Origin of the sequence: Allohahella marinimesophila, from assembly GCF_039538005.1 — a bacterium.
Classification (GTDB): Bacteria; Pseudomonadota; Gammaproteobacteria; order Pseudomonadales; family Oleiphilaceae; genus Allohahella; species Allohahella marinimesophila.
In genome coordinates, this window is sequence record NZ_BAABBO010000009.1 from 150774 (window position 1) to 169270 (window position 18497).

At 56.9% G+C, this 18497-nt stretch carries 15 protein-coding genes; 8 read left to right on the forward strand and 7 right to left on the reverse strand.

The window, feature by feature from the left end; genetic code table 11:
• Positions 1-18 precede the first annotated feature (18 nt).
• The 5 genes from ABD735_RS09330 to arfB all read left to right on the forward strand — a co-directional run bounded on the left by ABD735_RS09330 (position 19) and on the right by arfB (position 5121).
• Positions 19-867: an HAD-IIB family hydrolase gene (locus ABD735_RS09330; RefSeq protein WP_344805637.1), complete on the forward strand. Its 849-nt coding sequence runs from the start codon at positions 19-21 to the stop codon at positions 865-867.
• A 12-nt stretch (positions 868-879) separates the two neighbouring features.
• A complete protein-coding gene (locus ABD735_RS09335; RefSeq protein WP_344805639.1) occupies positions 880-2094 on the forward strand; it encodes a glycosyltransferase family protein in 1215 nt (404 codons plus the stop codon).
• 28 nt (positions 2095-2122) lie between these two features.
• Positions 2123-3865 carry an alpha-amylase family glycosyl hydrolase gene (locus tag ABD735_RS09340; protein ID WP_344805641.1) on the forward strand — a complete coding sequence of 581 codons (1743 nt, stop codon included), beginning with the start codon at positions 2123-2125 and terminating at the stop codon, positions 3863-3865.
• A gap of 1 nt (position 3866) precedes the next feature.
• Positions 3867-4637, forward strand: coding sequence for an NAD(P)H-binding protein (locus ABD735_RS09345; RefSeq protein WP_344805642.1), 771 nt, complete (start codon positions 3867-3869; stop codon positions 4635-4637).
• Between the two features lie 73 nt (positions 4638-4710).
• Positions 4711-5121: an alternative ribosome rescue aminoacyl-tRNA hydrolase ArfB gene (gene arfB / locus ABD735_RS09350; protein WP_344805644.1), complete on the forward strand. Its 411-nt coding sequence runs from the start codon at positions 4711-4713 to the stop codon at positions 5119-5121.
• A gap of 52 nt (positions 5122-5173) precedes the next feature.
• Here the strand turns inward: arfB and ABD735_RS09355 are convergent, their stop codons facing one another.
• The 3 genes from ABD735_RS09355 to ABD735_RS09365 all read right to left on the reverse strand — a co-directional run bounded on the left by ABD735_RS09355 (position 5174) and on the right by ABD735_RS09365 (position 9368).
• Positions 5174-6814 (reverse strand): M28 family metallopeptidase, encoded by a 1641-nt coding sequence (locus ABD735_RS09355; protein WP_344805646.1) that lies wholly within the window; start codon positions 6812-6814, stop codon positions 5174-5176.
• 181 nt (positions 6815-6995) lie between these two features.
• Positions 6996-8588, reverse strand: a complete 1593-nt coding sequence (locus ABD735_RS09360) for an ABC-F family ATPase (RefSeq protein ID WP_344806345.1) — start codon at positions 8586-8588, stop codon at positions 6996-6998.
• Between the two features lie 129 nt (positions 8589-8717).
• On the reverse strand, positions 8718-9368 hold the full coding sequence (locus tag ABD735_RS09365; protein ID WP_344805648.1) for a Crp/Fnr family transcriptional regulator: 651 nt from the start codon (positions 9366-9368) through the stop codon (positions 8718-8720).
• 89 nt (positions 9369-9457) lie between these two features.
• Between ABD735_RS09365 and ABD735_RS09370 the strand changes: the two genes are divergently transcribed.
• From ABD735_RS09370 to ABD735_RS09380, 3 genes are all read left to right on the forward strand, one after another.
• A complete protein-coding gene (locus tag ABD735_RS09370) occupies positions 9458-11449 on the forward strand; it encodes a CHASE2 domain-containing protein (protein ID WP_344805650.1) in 1992 nt (663 codons plus the stop codon).
• A 159-nt stretch (positions 11450-11608) separates the two neighbouring features.
• Entirely contained in the window at positions 11609-14905 is a 3297-nt protein-coding gene (locus tag ABD735_RS09375; RefSeq protein WP_344805652.1) for a TonB-dependent receptor domain-containing protein, read from the forward strand.
• A gap of 25 nt (positions 14906-14930) precedes the next feature.
• Positions 14931-15284, forward strand: a complete 354-nt coding sequence (locus ABD735_RS09380) for a hypothetical protein (RefSeq protein WP_344805653.1) — start codon at positions 14931-14933, stop codon at positions 15282-15284.
• Positions 15285-15333: 49 nt separating this feature from the next.
• Here the strand turns inward: ABD735_RS09380 and ABD735_RS09385 are convergent, their stop codons facing one another.
• The 4 genes from ABD735_RS09385 to ABD735_RS09400 form a co-directional block, all read right to left on the reverse strand.
• Positions 15334-16029: a hypothetical protein gene (locus ABD735_RS09385; protein ID WP_344805655.1), complete on the reverse strand. Its 696-nt coding sequence runs from the start codon at positions 16027-16029 to the stop codon at positions 15334-15336.
• 97 nt (positions 16030-16126) lie between these two features.
• Positions 16127-16630, reverse strand: a complete 504-nt coding sequence (locus ABD735_RS09390; protein ID WP_344805657.1) for a hypothetical protein — start codon at positions 16628-16630, stop codon at positions 16127-16129.
• 134 nt (positions 16631-16764) lie between these two features.
• Complete coding sequence (locus tag ABD735_RS09395; RefSeq protein WP_344805658.1) at positions 16765-17136, reverse strand: YciI family protein; 372 nt, start codon at positions 17134-17136, stop codon at positions 16765-16767.
• Between the two features lie 117 nt (positions 17137-17253).
• Entirely contained in the window at positions 17254-18489 is a 1236-nt protein-coding gene (locus ABD735_RS09400) for an RNA polymerase sigma factor (RefSeq protein ID WP_344805660.1), read from the reverse strand.
• Positions 18490-18497 lie beyond the last annotated feature (8 nt).

An 18497-nucleotide genomic window follows, 5' to 3' on the forward strand; every position in this document is an offset into this window, starting at 1 on the left:
CACAGGGATATGACACACATGACGATAGAACCGAGCCGAAAACGGCGACTGCTGATCTACACCGATCTCGACGGCACACTGCTCGATCACGATTCCTACGATACCAGTGCCACCGCCTCGCTGCGCCAGCAGCTGAAACAGCTCGGTGTGCCGGTAGTGTGGAATACAAGCAAGACCGCGGCCGAACTGGAGTCACTCAGACTGTCGCTCGAGCATACCGACCCGTACATCGTGGAAAACGGGGCGGCGCTGTATTTTCCTGATGAGAGCACGCAACAGCCCAAGATGACTTTTGGCCCAGGACACGACCACATCATGACTTGTCTTGAAGGCGTCAGGCGTCAATTCAGGTTCAAGGGCTTTCATGACATGAGCGTGGCCGAAGTCGCCGCTGCCACTGGACTTGACGAGGGCGATGCAGCGCTCGCCAAGCAGCGTCAGTTTTCCGAGCCACTCACCTGGCAGGACTCGCCTGGGAAGATGTCAGATTTTCTTGCAGCGATGGCGGATTGTGGGTTGCACGTGCTCCGTGGTGGTCGTTTCGTGCATATTCTCGGTGAGTTCAACAAGGCTACGCCAATGGCATGGCTGAACGATTATTATGCCACCCAGTGGGATGCCACTGTAGACACCGTCGCGCTTGGTGATAGCCAGAATGATATCGCCATGCTCCAGGCCGCTGATCGTGCGTACCTGATCCGCTCACCTGCGCATGTCACGCCTCAGATCAACGGCCAGGCGAACATCAGAATCGCCAAAGGCTATGGTCCTGAAGGCTGGGCGGAAGCGATGGCTGCTGAAGTCGACGCCCTGATGACGCCACAGACGCCCCCTGATGACGCCATCAAGACTTCTCTACCAGGCTGAACGGAAAACAATATGACCGACTTCTACCAGAATGGCGTGATCACCACGCTACACAATCTGTCCAACCGCAGTACTGAAGCGCTGGAGAGTGACCTCAGGCGCTTTGCCAAAAGCAGACCCATGGCGCTCGTACTGCCATGCCTGTATTCAGAGCTGGCTACCGAAGCCATGCCCAATATTCTCTCGCACCTGCAGAAGGTCGACTATCTCGAGGAGATCGTCATTGGCCTCGATCGGGCCACAGAGGATCAGTACCATCACGCGCTGGAATTCTTTTCTGCGCTGCCTCAACGCCATCGCGTGCTCTGGAATGACGGGCCGCGCCTGCAGGCGCTCGATGCCGAGCTCAAAGCGGAAGGCCTGGCGCCTAGGGAGCCAGGCAAGGGTCGCAATGTCTGGTATTGTCTGGGCTATATCCAGGCCTCCAATCGCAGCCAGGCCATTGCATTGCACGACTGCGATATCCTCACCTATGATCGCAGTCTGCTGGCCAGGCTGATCTATCCCATTGCCAACCCAGCTTTCAACTACAAGTTCTGTAAGGGCTACTATGCCAGGACGGCGGATGGGAAGATGAATGGCCGCGTTAGCCGGCTGCTGGTCACACCACTGCTGAGATCGCTCAAGAAGGTGGTGGGTGCTCATGACTATCTGGATTATCTGGCCAGTTATCGCTATCCACTCGCAGGCGAGTTTTCGTTTCACCGGGACGTGATTACCGATATCCGAATTCCCAGTGACTGGGGTCTAGAGATCGGCATCCTGAGCGAAGTGAAGAGAAACTTCGCCACCAACAAGCTGTGCCAGGTCGATATCGCTGACGCCTACGACCACAAGCATCAGGATCTTTCTCCGGATGATGCCTCGCAGGGCCTATCGAAAATGTCCATCGACATCTGCAAGGCCATTTTCAGAAAGCTGGCCACCAACGGCACCGTTTTCAGTCCGGAAACCTTCCGTACGATCAAGGCGACGTACTTCCGAATGGCACTCGATTTCGTGGAAACCTATCGTAACGACGCCGAAATGAACGGCCTGAAGCTGGATGTTCACAAGGAGGAGCAGGCTGTGGAACTGTTTGCGCGCAACATCATGGACGCCGGCTCCCACTTTCTGGCCAATCCCATGGAAGCGCCCTTCATCAATAGCTGGAACCGTGTCACCAGTGCTCTACCCGATATTTTTGAACGCTTCGAAGCTGCGGTCGAGGCCGATATGCAGCGGTGATCTTGATTGAAAAGAAACAGGACGAGTAATGGAAGCACAGACTGATCTTGAAGCCCGAATAGAGCAGCATCTGCGAGTACTGTATCCACAGCACGACACGCGAACGGTATCCGCCCGCTGCCTGAAGAGCATCGGCCTGGAGGGCGATGAATCGACGCCTATGCCGCACCGCAACCTGTGGAACCAGAAGGATATCGCGCTTATCACCTACGCCGATTGTGTAAGGCGTCCGGACGAAGCGCCGCTGGCGACGCTGCACGGATTTTTGCACAAGCATTACCAGGGTCTTGTCAGCCTGGTCCACCTGCTGCCCTTTTTCCCCTACAGTTCCGATGATGGCTTTAGCGTCATGGACTATACGGAGGTCAATCCGTCTCATGGCGGCTGGGAAGATGTCGAGCGTCTGGCCGGTGACTTCAAGGTCATGGGCGATCTCGTGATCAACCACTGCTCCAGCCGATCGCGCTGGTTCGACAACTACAAGAAGCGCCTGGATCCGGGTGCCAGTTATTTTTTCGAAGCTGAGCCTGATGCCAACCTGACCGCTGTGGTGAGACCTAGGACATCGCCACTACTCAAGGAAGTAGTCGATGAACAGGGCAGCCGCTATGTCTGGTGCACGTTCAGCCACGACCAGGTGGATCTGGACTTCAGCAATCCCGATGTCTTGTGCGAATTTCTTACCATCATCAAGCTCTATCTCGACAAGGGAATAACCTGGTTCCGGCTCGACGCGGTGGCGTTTTTGTGGAAAGTGCCGGGCACCACCTGCATCAATCTGCCGCAGACTCATGAGATCATTCGCCTGCTCAGGTTGCTGATCGAGCATAGGCAGCCCGAGGCTGTCATCATCACTGAGACCAATATTCCGAATAGCGAAAACCTGTCCTATCTGGGTAACGCCAACGAAGCCCATCTCATCTACAACTTCTCGCTGCCACCACTGCTGATCAACACCTTGCTGACAGGCGACTGCACCTATCTCAAGAGCTGGCTGCTCACCATGCCGCCGTCTCAGGCCGGTACCGCCTACTTCAACTTTATTGCCTCGCATGATGGCATCGGGCTTCGGCCAGCTGAAGGCCTGCTCTCTGAGTGGGAAATCCAGAGCCTGGTCGGCACGATGCGCGAGTTCGGTGGTGAAGTCAGTTATCGCACCGGCCTCGATGGTGAACAGAAGCCTTACGAGATCAATATCAGCCTGTGGAATGCAATGGCGGGGACCAGCAAATCGGGACCTGACGAGTTTCAGTTCGACCGGTTCGTCTGTGCGCATGCTGTCATGCTCGCACTGGAAGGCGTGCCTGCCTTCTACTTCCATAGCCTCATCGCTACCGAAAATGACCACGCGCGCGTGGCTAATACCGGGCACTTCCGCTCGATCAACCGACACCTGTGGGACGCCGAAGAGCTCGAGTCTCGCCTGCACGACGAGAGCCTGCATCATGCGAAAGTGCTTATTGCCATCGGCAAGCTGATTCGTCTGCGACAGCGACAGCCAGCTTTTCACCCGAACGCGATCCAGTACATTCTGCATCTCGGCCCGAGCATCTTTGCGTTCTGGCGACAAAGTCCTGAGCGAAAGCAGACCATCTTCGCTGTATTCAATATCAGCAATCAGCCACAGACGATTCCCCTGTCAGAGTTGAACCTGTTTGCCACCCAGGTCTGGCGGGATCTCGTTGGCGGAAAGAGCTATGAAGACAGGATGACTCCGATTAAGCTGGCACCATATCAATTCATCTGGTTATCGAATTACGAGGGAAGTTAGTTTGACGGAGAAGACTGCGGACATAGTCAGGACCAAGGCCATTGTATTCGGCGCTACTGGCCTGGTTGGCAGAAACATCCTTCGCCAGGCCTGTGAGTCGGGTCGCTACGATCTGGTCGTGGCTATCGTGCGAAATGAGCTCGATGCAGACCTGCTCAGCGAGATGATTCCGGATATGACGGCCCGTTTGCGGCTGCGGCAGATCCGCTGTTCACCAGCCGACCTTGCCGATCCGGATATCATCAGCCAGATTTTCCAGACCACACCGGATGGCAAGGTCGTACATGTCTATTGCGCGCTTGGAACGACGATGAAGACCGCCGGCAGCAAGGAAGCCTTTCGCCGGGTCGATCATGACTTCGTCGTCGCGGCGGCACGTTTCGCGAGGAACATTGGTGCACAGCGGTTCATCTGGGTCTCATCCATCGGTGCCGACGAAAAGAGTCGAACGAGCTTCTATCTAAAAGTGAAAGGCGAAACCGAGAGTGATATTGCAAAATTGACCGACCGGAAATCCAATCTGCGCGCCATCGCTGTAAGACCATCGCTCCTGCTGGGTGAGCGCGAGGAAACACGGGTAGCTGAGGGCGTTGGTCAGCTGCTGGGCCGGGTCATCAAGCCTGCACTCGTCGGGCCGGCAAGGCACTACAAGCCAATAGCCGCCAGCGAAGTCGCCGCGGCGATGATCGAACTGGCCTTCGATGAATTTTCACATCCCTTCCTGGCCTTCGAGCGCGTCAGTACCAAACCTGAGGAGATGAGCCCGGCTTAGGGCTCGCTGCTCTCAGAGGGCGCATTCGCGGCGCGTTACACTGCCCGACAGATCCGCAGGAATGGAGTACAGCATGTTATTTATCTCTGAATCAGTCTCGATACCGGATACCGAGATCGATCTTCAGGCCATGCGGTCCCAGGGTGCCGGTGGCCAGAACGTCAACAAGGTGTCCACCGCTATCCATCTGCGCTTCGACATCAAGGCCTCGACGCTGCCCGACTTCCATAAGCAACGTCTCCTGCAAATGAGTGACTATCGTGTGACCAAGGATGGCGTTGTCATCATCAAGGCGCAGGAACACACCAGTCAGGAGCTGAATAGACAGGCTGCGCTGGCACGTCTGGCCAACCTCATCCGCGAGGCCACAGCGATTCAGAAAGCGCGAAGAAAAACCAAGCCAAGCCGATCCGCCAAGCGAAAACGTGTAGACAAGAAGACGCAGCGCGGGAAGACCAAGTCCCTACGGGGAAAGGTGCTTTAGCGGTCAAACCTGCAGGCGAAAAAAAGCCCCTTTCGGGGCTTATGAAGGAAGTCTATTTGATCCAGTGATGGCCCCAGTGAGTCTTGTCGAACGCGCTGGATTTGACGCTGAGCGCCATGCGATTGTCGCCCGTCTCCGGATCGGGTGTGACGGCAATTTCTTCATCGATCGGCTTGGTGGTCAAAGATAGCCAGCTGGTCACGAAGGCCATGGCGTCCGCGTTGATTTCGAGCGCTTCCATATCGATATTACTGATATCATCGCACTCAGCGTGATAGCAGGGGTCGAGGGCCTCCCCTGCGGTTCCACCGAACTTTTCAGCCTGTTCTTCAGTCTTCAGCTCCTCGGCACCCGTGAAGAGGCCGCCGAAGGGAATGCCTTCTTCGAAGAACTGCGCATAGTCAGAACGGAAGCTGATTTCGGAACCCTCGAACGGCAGGCCGCGGATGGCGAAATACTTCTCGAACAGCTTTTCCGTGGCCGTGGAGCCTGCAGGCCCTTCCAGGCCAAAGGTCGAGCCGTCGCCGTCGTAAATGAAGTAGCCATAGTTGGGCGAGGCGATCATGTCGAAGTTGAGATAGACCTTGATCTGCGCCTTCTCGGCATCAGTGAGCCCCAGCACATACTGGGTCGAACCGACGAGACCAGCTTCTTCAGCACCCCAGAAGGCAAAGCGAACCTTGTTACGTAAACGGGCTTTCTTCATCTGAAGGGCCAGCTCGAGGATCGCCGCGCTACCTGAACCGTTATCATTCGCGCCTGGTCCTTCGAAGACAGAGTCCAGGTGACCACCGACCATGATGACATTGTCCGGATTGCCACCACTGGTTTCAGCAGTCAGGTTGAAGGTTTCAGTCTGCTCACGCACGACATCTGCCACCAGGTTCACTGGAACGCCGGCGCTCTCTGACAGCGTGAGGCCGAGGTCGTAGGTCGCGAAGACAACCGGAATCCCACCTGCATAGGCATCGCCCAGTGTGGCGTTGATCAGACCTGTACGGCCCTCATCATCGAGCACGTCACCCTGGTTGAAGACGATGACACCCGTGGCACCAGCCGCTGCAGCATTGGTAGCCTTGTCGCCAAAGGCACAGGTGCCACGTTGCACGAGGGCAATATTTCCTGCTGTGAATTCAGCGAAATCTTCGGGCTCGCAACCACTCGATGAGGTATTGCCTTCTCCCAGCTGCAGATCAACCGCCTGAACAGGCGCTGTCACATCTCCGGCTTCAGTTTGCGTGAGATATGTGAAGTCGGTATCGAACACATAAGACGTGCCGTCGATTTGCAAGACGCCCGGACCTTGTGGGTAAAAGGCGTTGAAGGGGAAGGCATGCAACTTCACCTCGTAGCCAGCCTTTTCGAGCTCCGCCTTGACGTAGTCGATCGAAGCATCGTAACCAGGCAGGCCTGCGGCCCTGTTACCACCATTGGCTTTGGCGATGTCATCAAACATCTTGAGATGCTCGACAATATTATCTGCCGCCATGCAGCGTGGGAGACCAAAAGGCGTGCTATTGAGGATACCAAAGCGGCATTCGAAGAACTTGGCTGGACCACTCCAGAAATTATCTACAGCGGTTGAGTTCTTCAGGGGAGAGGCTTGTACGCCCAGGGAGAGCGTGGCAGCTACCAGAGGAAGCAGCATGGCCGCAGGCCGTACCCGTAGTCTTGATTGTTGTGAAAGTTGCATTGAAAGCTCCTGTATCGTTCCGGTGTGGAACGCGTTCGATCCGGCGGGCTGGCTTGTGACCAGACCGCCTCCAAGATCCTGATACCGCTTGGAATATCTATTCAGGTGCTTTCTATACTGATCCGTAATGTTTGGCTTTTACAGATGCTTTTGGTAAGTAATTTCTGAAAGGCCATTTGGCCTATGCCGCCTGCTCCTGTGCTCGCAGATAGTCATCATAGGTACCATGGAAATCAACGATTCCCGAGGGCGTCAACTCGATGATTCGCGTGGCTAACGATGAGACGAACTCACGATCGTGGCTAACGAACAGCAGGGTGCCAGGATAGTTTTCCAAAGCCAGGTTGAGTGACTCGATCGACTCCATGTCAAGGTGGTTGGTCGGCTCATCCAACAGCATGATGTTCGGTTTTCGCAGCATGAGCTTGCCGAAGATCATTCGGCCCTGCTCGCCACCCGAGATAACGTTAACGGCTTTCTTCACTTCAGTCTGTGAGAACAGCAAGCGACCGAGCGTGCCACGGATGACCTGTTCATCGTCGCCCTCACGCCCCCACTGCTGCATCCATTCTATGAGCGTATCGTTGCTCTTGAAGTCAGCGGCATGGTCCTGTGCGTAGTAGCCGAGCTCTGCACCTTCCGACCACTTCACTGTCCCGGCATTCGGCTCGAGATCACCGACAAGACATTTCAGCAGTGTTGATTTGCCGATACCGTTCGGGCCGATAATGGCGATGCGCTCACCTACTTCGACTGTCAGATTCAGGCCGCGGAACAACTCTTCGTCAAAACTTTTCGCCAGACCTTCCACTTCAAGTGCCAAACGGTGCAGCTTCTTGTCCTGATCAAAAACGATATAAGGGTTCTGCCGGCTTGATGGCTTGATATCGGCCAGCTGAATCTTGTCGATCTGTTTGGCCCGTGACGTCGCCTGCTTTGACTTGGAGGCATTGGCAGAAAAACGGCTGACAAAGGACTTCAGTTCAGCGATCTGCGCCTTCTTCTTGGCATTGTCAGCCTGCAGGCGCTCAGCGGCCTGCGTGGCTGCAATCATGTATTCATCGTAGGTGCCGGGATACACACGGATGGCGCCGTAGTCAAGGTCCGCCATATGTGTACACACACTGTTCAGGAAGTGACGATCGTGCGAGATGATGACCATGGTGCAGTTGCGGTTGTTCAGCACACCTTCGAGCCAACGGATGGTATTGATATCCAGGTTGTTAGTCGGTTCGTCCAGCAGCATGATATCCGGATCGGAGAACAGCGCCTGCGCAAGCAGCACTCGCAGCTTCCAGCCGGGGGCGATTTCACTCATGGGACCGTAATGTTGTTCGGTCTGAATACCCAGACCAAGCAGCAGGTCACCGGCCCGTGCTTCGGCAGTATAGCCATCCATTTCAGCGAACTCGGATTCGAGTTCGCCGGCACGAATACCATCAGCTTCCGTCATGTCTGGATTGGCATAAATGGCATCACGCTCGGCCTTCACCGACCAGAGCTCCGTATGACCCATGATCACCGTATCGATGACGCTGAATTCTTCGAAGGCGAACTGGTCCTGCCGCAGCTTGCCGATGCGCTCTCCAGGATCCTTGGACACGTTGCCGGCCGTCGGCTCGAGATCACCGCCAAGAATTTTCATGAAGGTTGACTTGCCGCAGCCATTCGCGCCGATCAGACCATAGCGGTTGCCGTCGCTGAACTTGACTGAGACATTTTCGAAAAGCGGCTTGGCGCCGAATTGCATGGTGATGTTGGCGGTAGATAACAAAGGCGTGCCCCGGATGGTGAAGTAAGATGGCAGCAGGAATGTGCCGAAAAAGCGGCGCATAGTATGCCACAGTCACGACGAAGATCGAAGCGGCTGTTTAATTATTAATCGAACACTACAAATGTGATATCAGTATTTCGCAGGCAGTTTTTCACGGATGACAATCCGCTTGTTGCTGGTGGAGATATAGCCGCCCGCCTCCAGATCTTTCAGAATCCTGGCGACCATTTCACGACTTGCGCCGACGCGGCTGGCGATGTCCTGCTGTGTCATCGGTATCGACGTCACGCGCTCCCCCTCCTGAAGATCGGACAGCTCCAGCAGGGTATGAGCGACCCGACCATATACGTCCAGCAGGGCAAGACTCTTCACATTTTCAGTCAGATGCCTGACCAGCGAAGCAAGATTTCGAATGAGATTCAGCGCCAGTTCCGGCGAGCTCGAAATGAGTTCCCGAAAAACCTGACTACTGATAACGAGACACCGCACGGAGTCGACCGTAATCACTGAAGCCGAACGCTCCGTATCGCCGAGTAACGCCAGTTCGCCGAAACAGTCGCCCTCATGCAGGTCGCGCAGCGTGATTTCTTTGCCATCGTCGTTGCAACAGTACACCCTGAGGCGACCACTGACGACGACGTAGAGCGAATCAGTCTCGTCACCCTCGGTCATGATGACTGTATGCTTGGGAAAGGTACGCGGTCTGGCGCTCGACTCGAGCAAGTCGATATCGGAGGCAGCGAGGCCAGCGAAGAGAGGTACTTTGGACAGTGCGCTCATGATGATTCTGCCTGACTATTTCAGGAGGACCTGTGGACAGACTGCTGGCAGTCCTGCGGTTCTCGATACATGGCTGGGTACATTATAACATGCCACGTTTAGCGATGCTCAGTCCTCGAACAGACCGCCGCTTGACGGTCAAGCTCGCTGTGCTCGCTCTCTTCGCCCTCGTGCTCGAATTCTCCATCTGGGGACAAGCTCAGGAAGAGACGCTTGGGCTCAGTAGCCTGTTCCAGCTCAGGGGGCCGCTGCCGCCGCCTGAGGGTGTCGTCATCCTCTCGATTACCGAGGAGACCGCCGAGGCGATGGACTTGCCGGCACAGATGACGACCTGGTCCCGCGAGCTGTATGCCAGCACACTCGAGGCGCTTGGTGACGATGCCATAGCCGTGGCCTTCGACATCTATTTCGATACCGAATCGGTTGACACTGATGGTGACCAACGCTTTGCGGAGGCACTTCGGACCGCTGGCCATGTCACGCTGTTCGCCAGTCTCGAACGGCGAGTGTATTCACTCGACACCGGGACGCATCAGCAAGCCTTACTGGCTGACCGTGTGGTCGAGCCAGCAGCATTATTTGCAGAGGCCGCCACAGCGACCGCCCCCTTTGCGCTGCCCAAGGTACCCACAACCATCACTCGCTATCCTCTCTTTCTCGGTACCCCCGCCCGGCCGATCCTACCGCTCACCGTCCTGCAGCAAACGCATCCTCATACTCAGCTGGTGGTCGCGAATCAGTTTCCATTATTCAACTTCTACGGTCCCCCACGCACGATCAGTACTATTGCGCTGCACAGCTTTCTGACGAGTCCTGAGGCCTATCTGCCATTGCTGCGCAATGCCGCCGTCTTCATCGGATTTGCCGCCAGCTTTCAGCCCGGACAGCGGGACAATTTCGTGACCGCTTTCAGCGAGGACAGTGGTCTTGATCTCAGTGGCGTCGAACTGGCCGCTACGGCTTATGCCAATCTCCGTGATGGGCGCGCCATCAGAACACCTGCCCCCTCCGCAAAGGCCGTGATTCTCGTGGTCTGGAGTATCCTGCTTTGGGTGATAGTCCAGCGCTTGCCCAAGCACTCAGCCACCGGTCTGACACTAGCCGCCGTCTGTTACGCCCTGCTCTCCTATGCCTGCTTCATCATCTTCGACCTGCTTCTTCCAGTGGTCATACCGCTACTCTTTCTGCTGCCTGCGCTGGCCCTGACAAGCTTCCATCACAACCTGCGCGAAAGCCGCCGGAAGCGCGCGGCGCTCGAAGAGACTTTCGGTCAATACCTGCCACCCAGCGAGATTCAGCGTCTGATTGCACAGCGACAGGGTTTACCGCGCCAGCAGGAGCTCTTCGGCGTCTGCCTGGTCACTGACGCGACGAACTACACGGCGCTTGCAGAGCGCTTGTCAGCCCCCACACTCAGCGACTTGATGGCCGATTACTACCAGGCCCTCATCACACCGATTCGGCAGCATGGGGGGCTCATCTCGGATGTCGCCGGGGATGGCGTGATTGCGCTCTGGACAGATGTCAGCCGGGAGGAGGTCATGCAGACACTGACACCGGCATTGAGGGACCTGCGAGCGTCAATCCAGCGCTTCAACGAACAGCATCAGGCGACGCCAATGTACACCCGCATGGGGCTGCACGCGGGCAATGTCATGCTTGGACATTACGGCGCGGAGGGGCATTTCGAATACCGTGCCGTGGGAGACCTGGTGAACACCGCGTCTCGTATCGAAGGCCTGAACAAGCTGCTCGGAACTGACATACTCGTCAGCGACTCCTGCACGGAGACGGGCGCTGACGAACTCCGCTATCTCGGTCAGTTTCGCCTGTATGGCAAGCAGCGGACGGTCTGCCTGTACACACTCCCGCCTATGGAAAAGGTTGATTTCGAACTCTTCCACAAAGTGGAGCAAAGCCTTGCGCAGAACAATATATCATCTGCGCTAGCGCATCTCGCCGATGGTCTTTCCCAGTGCCCAAGCGACGGACCTGCGCTGTTCTATCGCGAATATCTGAGGTCTGAAAAGAGCGCAGAGCCTACTCGGCCCCTGCTTCCGATCGAGATCAACAGCAAATAGCGCTTGTCAGTCAGTGCCCGAAAGCAGTTACAAATCCGCCCGATCGGTGTGCAAAGTTAGCTGGATTTTTCGGAGTACAGCTACCAGAATGGGTATGTCTCAGGTATGTTCTGAAGTAGCTGTCGAGGCGTCATCGTTACCCATGTCTATGGAGTATCCATGCGCTTGACCCGGTACTGGCATTTTCGCTCAGCCACACTGCTGTCCTCCCTGGCACTTGGGCTCACGCTGCTGTCACAGGCCACGCTCGCCTGTGACAACTGGCAGGCCGAACTCGTTACTGCCGACGGCGCTGTTGAATGGCAGACTGCTGCCGACGCTCAATGGCAGATCGTGGCAGTCAGCCAGCAGATCTGTCCTGGCAGTCTCCTGCGTACCGGCACCGATAGTCGCGCCACCCTTCGTCTGAGCAACAACACTATTGTTCGTCTTGGACCGGGCACTCTGCTCAGCTTTCCTGAATCGACAGATACCGAATCGTTCTGGCTAACGATCCGCAATGGTGTCGCGCGATTCTTCAGTCGCACCCGCGTACAGTTCGGTATTTCCGCCCCCTTTGTGAATGCCGCCGTATCCGGCACCGAATTCATTGTCTGGGCAGATGACGATGTCAGTGGCGTGGGTGTGATCGAAGGCGCACTCAGTGCATCGAATGCTGACAGAACCCTGCAGCTCGCAGCCGGTCAATCGGTACTCGCAGACAGCAAGACGGCCGACCTGCAAATAACTTCTGGCATCCCCACCGACAAAGTCGAGTGGTCCCTGCACTTTCCAGCGGTGTTGACGGTGGACGAGTTGCAGGCGTTCCCGCGCGAAGCCGAGGCTGCCTCTGTGCTGGAGACCGCTGCGCGTATGCTCGAACGGGGTCAGGTCTCGCAGGCGGAGCAGGCGCTGGCTGCCATGAAATCGGGTATTCCCGAGCTCAGAGCCATGAAACTTGCACTTCTCAGCGTAGCGGCATCCTCTCGCGGGCAGGCTGCCACTGCACTGAGTCTGGCGCGCGAAGGGCTGGAAGCCGCTGAACTTCCCGCCACTGTCATCGCACAGTCGCTCGCATGGCAGGCGGCTTCGCAGCTCAATGCTGCACTGAAGAGTGCAGGTCAAGCTGTCGCACTCGCACCCGACAACATCCTTGCATGGCTAAGATTCGCTGAGGCTCAGCTTCTGGTGGGCGACCTGCGAGGTGCAAGGCAGGCGGTCGACAAGGCGCTGGCATTAGGGCCAGAGAACGCCCGGGGCCTGAGTCTTGCTGGCTTGTTGGTGCTATTCGATCACGAGCTCTCCGATGCAGAAGATCTGTTGAAGCAGGCGGTAGAGTCCGACCCCGGCACTGTTGAAGCTCATCTCGGCCTTGGCCTCCTGGCCTTGCGCCAAGGTCGAGCCGAGGATGCACGAACCGAGCTTGACCTCGCCATCAGTCTGCACCCGAACCGGAGTCTGCTCAGAAGCGTACTCGGTGAAGTATTTTTTGCTGCGTACCAGGATGACCGGGCGGCGACACAGTGGCAGCTGGCCGAAACCCTCGACCCCCTCGATCCCACACCACTGTTCTATCAGGGCGTACTGCAACTACTGAACAACGATCCGGTTCGTGCCCTTGACCATTTCGAGAAGGCGCGCAGCCTCGACCCGAATCGTAGTGTGATCCGGGCGCCACCACTCATGGCCAGCGACAGTGCTTCCAGAACCGCAGCCCTGGCACGGACCTATCGCCAGCTCGGCCTACGCGAACAGGTCGTAAATGAAGGCTATCGCGCCCTTCGCCAGGATCCGACGAACGCTCAGGGTCACCGTTTGCTGGCAGATGTGTACCGCAGCCAGGCCCAGCTGGATAGCGCCAGTGTGTCGGAGCTATTGCAGGCCCAGTTATGGCAGCCTCTGAGTGCGTATCCTATCCCACCGCAACTCAGCGAAACCGATCTCAACATCGTATCTGGCCTCGGTCCTGAACGGCCGGGCCTCAGCGAGTTCCACCCGCTCTATCTCAAGAACGGACTAAGCGGAACAGTTGGCGCGCTGGCCGGCGCTGATTCGACGCTGGGTAACGATGCGGTAGTGAATTATCTGCAGGGGCCGGTCAGCTTCAGCCTCGGGCAGTATTACTATGACACTGAAGGCTTTCGCGACGATGCAGAACAGACCCAGAAGATCTATAACGCCTTCGCACAGTGGCAGGCTTCGGCCGACACCAGCCTTCAGTTCGAGTTTCGCCGATTTGACTGGACACGCGGTGATCTGCGCTTTCTAGCCGACCCAGACAGCCTGGGCACTTTGAATGCCGATACACGGACAGATACCTGGCGTGTGGGTGGTCGCACCAGCATTGCACCCGACCAGCATCTGCTCGTATCTGCGATCAGGCAGCGTTTCACTGAAACCCAGGCCGACAGTCCGGCGCCGTTCGTCGCCATCGATTCTGAGCTGGAAGACAGTCCCTATTCGCTTGAATTACAGCACGTCGGTCACTTCGGCGAGTTCTGGACGGTCAGTGGCGCAGGCACACTCAGAAGCGATCGCGATATAGTCGCCACGACGGTGCAGTCAATTCCACCCGGACCACCGTTAAGTATCCTGTTTCAGTCCGCCACTCGCGTTCAGCAGGACAACGCTTATACCTATCTGACAGCACACGCGCTGACGGACATCTCGCTGCAACTCGGCCTCGCCTTAAACCGGCTGACATCTGACGATGACAGCGACCTGCGACAGTGGTCGCCGAAATTCGGGGTGGTATATTCGCCGGCTCCCACGCTCGACTTTCGTCTGGCCGCCTTCCGCACGTTCAGACGCGAGCCTGTCGCGAAGCAGACCATCGAGCCAACCAGCATTGCTGGCTTCAACCAGTTCGAGGATGATTTCGACACTGCAGATGCCAAAAACTACGGTCTTGGGGTGGACGCAAGGACAGGCCCGGCGACTTTCACCGGCGTACAGCTCATGCTTCGTGAGCTCGACTTCCGCATCGCCGGCGGTAACGAGACCATTCAGGCGGCATCTGGATCTGTCAGGGAAAAATCGGCCGAAGTCTATCTCAACCACATCGTGAACCCCTGGCTTACGCTCAGCAGCCGGCTGCTGTTCGACCATGCGCACCTGCCCTACTTACAAGGCGCCGTCGGCGAGACCGATCGTCGAAAGACTACTCGTCTACCACTCGCAGCCCATCTGTTCCATCAGCGCTGGCAGCTGACGCTGGAGGCAGAATATCTGCGCCAGCAGACACGAACGTCATTGCTCAATATCGAGACCCTGCAGACCGCTTCGCAGCGCGGCAGGGAAAGCGTGTGGATCGGCAATATCGCGTTGCAGTACAGACTGCCACGACGCTTTGGGATGGTGGAGGCTGGTATCGACAATGTCGGTGATGTCGAACGCACCATCATTCGTTCGGACGGTGATTTCCTGCAGTTCTATCCCGGCCGATTCCTCTATGGACGAGTGCAGTTCTCGTTCTGATTCCTCAATGCAAAGGATTAATGCCATGACAAGATCGACTGGAAAGAATCGTCTGTGTGGGCTTCTGATCGCTAGTCTGATGGGACTATCGTTGACGGCTTGCGCAGCAGAACAGAAGAATGACCAGCGTATGCGGACAGCGACTGACTCAAAGATGCAAGGCGAATACCTGCCATTCGCGATCATGTTCGATCGTGAAGGCAAGCCGGTCGTGGTGGATGAAAATCGCGAGCCCCTCAAACCCAGGGATATCGATTTTCCTGTCAAGACACAGGCCATACGTTCTTTGGAAACAATGACCGTGATGTCCTACGAGGGGTCACACATGTACATGCTGAAGATTGGCGGGTTCATCTATCTCATCCCTCTGCCTCACTGAGGGCATTTCCTGACGGCGCCCGCACACTGGATGCGGGCCAGTCAGCTGATCACTCCCCGACCGGAAGCTCATGGCCCACCCGGGCAATGTAGAAATCCGCTTCGCCGCTTCCGCTAAGCCTGAACATGGTGGCGCCGTCCCAGGTACGCCTGGTAGCCAGCCGTTGCAGACTGTCTTCAGGGGTGAGATCTGCTGGAAGATTCAGCTTGACCTTGCATAGTGTGGTACCGCAGTTGGACTCGAGCAGTGTCACCCCTGTCAGCTCCGCCTGCTCGATGCTGCTCTCGATGCTCGACCTGGTATCGGCGCCCCATTGGGGATCAGGCGTCTCGCGCTCGAGATAGGCATCCATCTGCGAGAAGCGGGCTTCAAGAGCCACGACTTCCTCTTCCGGCGTGCTTGTGCGCTCGTCGTGAGTCTCCAGTACCGATGCGTCGCTAGCAATACTGTTTCGCAGAACATCGAGCTCCTCCTGCGTCAGGCTCTGGTGTTCGACGAGCGTCGCCACATGTTCACGTAGCGTATTCACCTCGGTGATGAGCTCAGCAGACATCTCTGCCGCTGCGCCGCCCGTCTGTTCCTGCTGCGTCACTGCAACGAGCGGCGAAGTCGGTGCTGATGGCGTACGCGCGAAATCCTCGGGCTGAACGCTGTGCTGTTTCCCCATCTGGCTCCAGCCGAGAACGGCCAGTCCGACAGCAGCCGCTGCCATATAAGGAAGGCTTGCGCCTGTAAATGTTTTCATGATCATCTCCTTACCCTGTCATACCCTGCTGGACGACGACAGCCACATCCATGTGCCTGTCAGAACCCAAAGCAGGTCAGCATCGGGCCAGTGGCGTCTATTCTGAAACGTAGTAAGACACGATGGATGATGTCTGACCGGCATAGCTGGGCGGCACTGCGCAGCTGAAATACTCATGTCGGCTGCTGCCATGGGTAGCCGAACCGGTGTACAGCGTCTGGGAATTGTTGCTCGAGCCGGTGCTGTAACGATTGGGACCAAAATAGCCATAGATGGCATCGGCCGAATTGTTCCAGTACACGGTGATGATGGAGCAGCGGACGTCGCTGCTGTAGTGGCGGTCGAGGACCTGCACCCAGGATAAGTCGATTCCGCTGCCGGTATCGTCATTGATGACCGGCAGGTCGACATACATCCACGAGCTCGAGGAGGGATTATTGATCATCCCCCAGCTGTAGGTCGGGGTCGGGCCTGAATATTTCACAGCCATCGATCCGGGGTAGACCTTGGCATCTGCTGCGTAGGCTGGCGAGACACCAACGGCGGTGACCAGCGGAAAGGCCAGCAGGATTACAGACTGTCTGAGGCTTGGTGTTTTCATTGTAGTGCTCCATCATTCTGGTAGGGTCAGGGTTCACTGAAGCGTTGATCGTGAACATCAACGCGTCAGAACCTAGGCTACCAGTGGCGCACTTCGCTGGCGTATCGAGCAGTACAGCTCAACAATGTGAAATATTACCGCGCCTCGAACAGCGCTGGATCCAATTCGCGAACCGGCCTGACTTCGACGCATCCGTAGCGGCCCGGCGGAATTTTGCTGGCCGCCTGAATGGCTTCGTTCAGGTCTCGTGCCTCAAGCATATAAAAGCCCGCCAGTTGCTCCTTGGTTTCGGCAAATGGACCATCCGTGATCGTGACCTTTCCGTCTCTGACCCGAACCGTGGTGGCGGTGTCAGTTGTCTGCAAGGCTTCGCCCCCGATCATGATCGAACTCGCCCGAAGGTTCTCGCCACAGGCAAGGCATTCCCGGTTCAGTGCATGCCAGTCCTTCTCTGACATGGCACTCATCTTCTGCTCGTCGTAATACACCAAGGCAAGGTATTTCATTGCACTACTCCATGATTGATAAGCCAGGGCCTTCTGAAACGCTTATCACGTTTCGGGCGGGGAACACTCAATAGTCGACTGGGTGGATACGGAATCGACAAACTTCGGCAAGATTTTTCAGGACCCAGGCAGTTCATCCAGTCGTGCGTGCAGAAATGCCTGCTCTGGTCCCTGCCGGGTCAGAGACAGCGCACGTTGGTAGGCTGCTCTCGCCTCAGGATAATTTCCGAGCCTCCGATAGAGATCAGCCTGAGCGGCGTAAGCCAGATGATAGTCAGTCAATTCCCCACGGCTGAGCAGGGCCTCGATTCTCGCCAGGCCCTGCGCTTCGCCAAAAGCCATGGCGATAGCCACCGCATGGTTCAGCTCAACCACCGGCGATGGGTGAAAATGGAGCAGGACGCCATACAGTCCTGCGATCTGCGGCCAGTCAGTGTCTGCGTAGTTGGCAGCTTCAGCGTGAAGCGCGGCAATGGCAGCCTGGACAGCATAGGTCCCTGGATTCCCACCAGAGAGCGCAGGCTCGATGAGGGCGAGTCCAGCGGTGATCCGTTCTCGATCCCACAGGCTTCGGTCCTGCTTTTCAAGCGTGATCAGCGAACCCGCCGCAGACACTCTGGCGCCACTGCGGGAGTGCTGTAGCAGCATGAGTGCGAGCAGCCCTGCCACTTCACGCTCAGGCAACAGGCCGTGAAGCAGCTGACACAGGCGAATCGCTTCGTCACACAGCGACTGTCGGACAACGGTATCGCCCATAGACGCTGAATAACCCTCGTTGAACAGCAGGTATATGACATGCAGTACCGTCCGAAGCCTCGTCGGCATCTGCGCGTCATCAGGCACTTCGTAGGGAATCCCGGACTGACGAATCTTGTTCTTTGCGCGGACGATACGCTGGGCGATGGTGGCGGGTTTCACGAGAAATGCACAGCCGACCTCCTCGGTAGTGAGACCGCACACCTCACGTAGTGTCAACGCAAGCTGAGCTTCTTCCGACAGGCTTGGATGGCAGCAGGTGAAGATCAGACGAAGACGGTCATCTTCGATCTCGCTGTCATCTTCTTCAGTAGGCGCGAGCTGTGCTGCTTCACTCAGTAGTTCGAGCTGGAGCTCGGCCAGGGAGGCATCGAAGCGAGCCTTTCGCCTGAGCTGGTCGATGGCCTTGAAACGACCGGCCGAGACCAGCCAGGCGCGCGGATTCTGCGGGATACCGGCCGTGGGCCACTGTTTCAGGGCCGCTGCAAACGCTTCCTGCAATGCCTCTTCCGCCAGGGCGAAGTCGCCAAGCAGACGGATCAGCGTAGCCAGAATCCGCCGGGATTCCTGTTGATAGATCTGCTCGAGTACCTGCATCGACTATC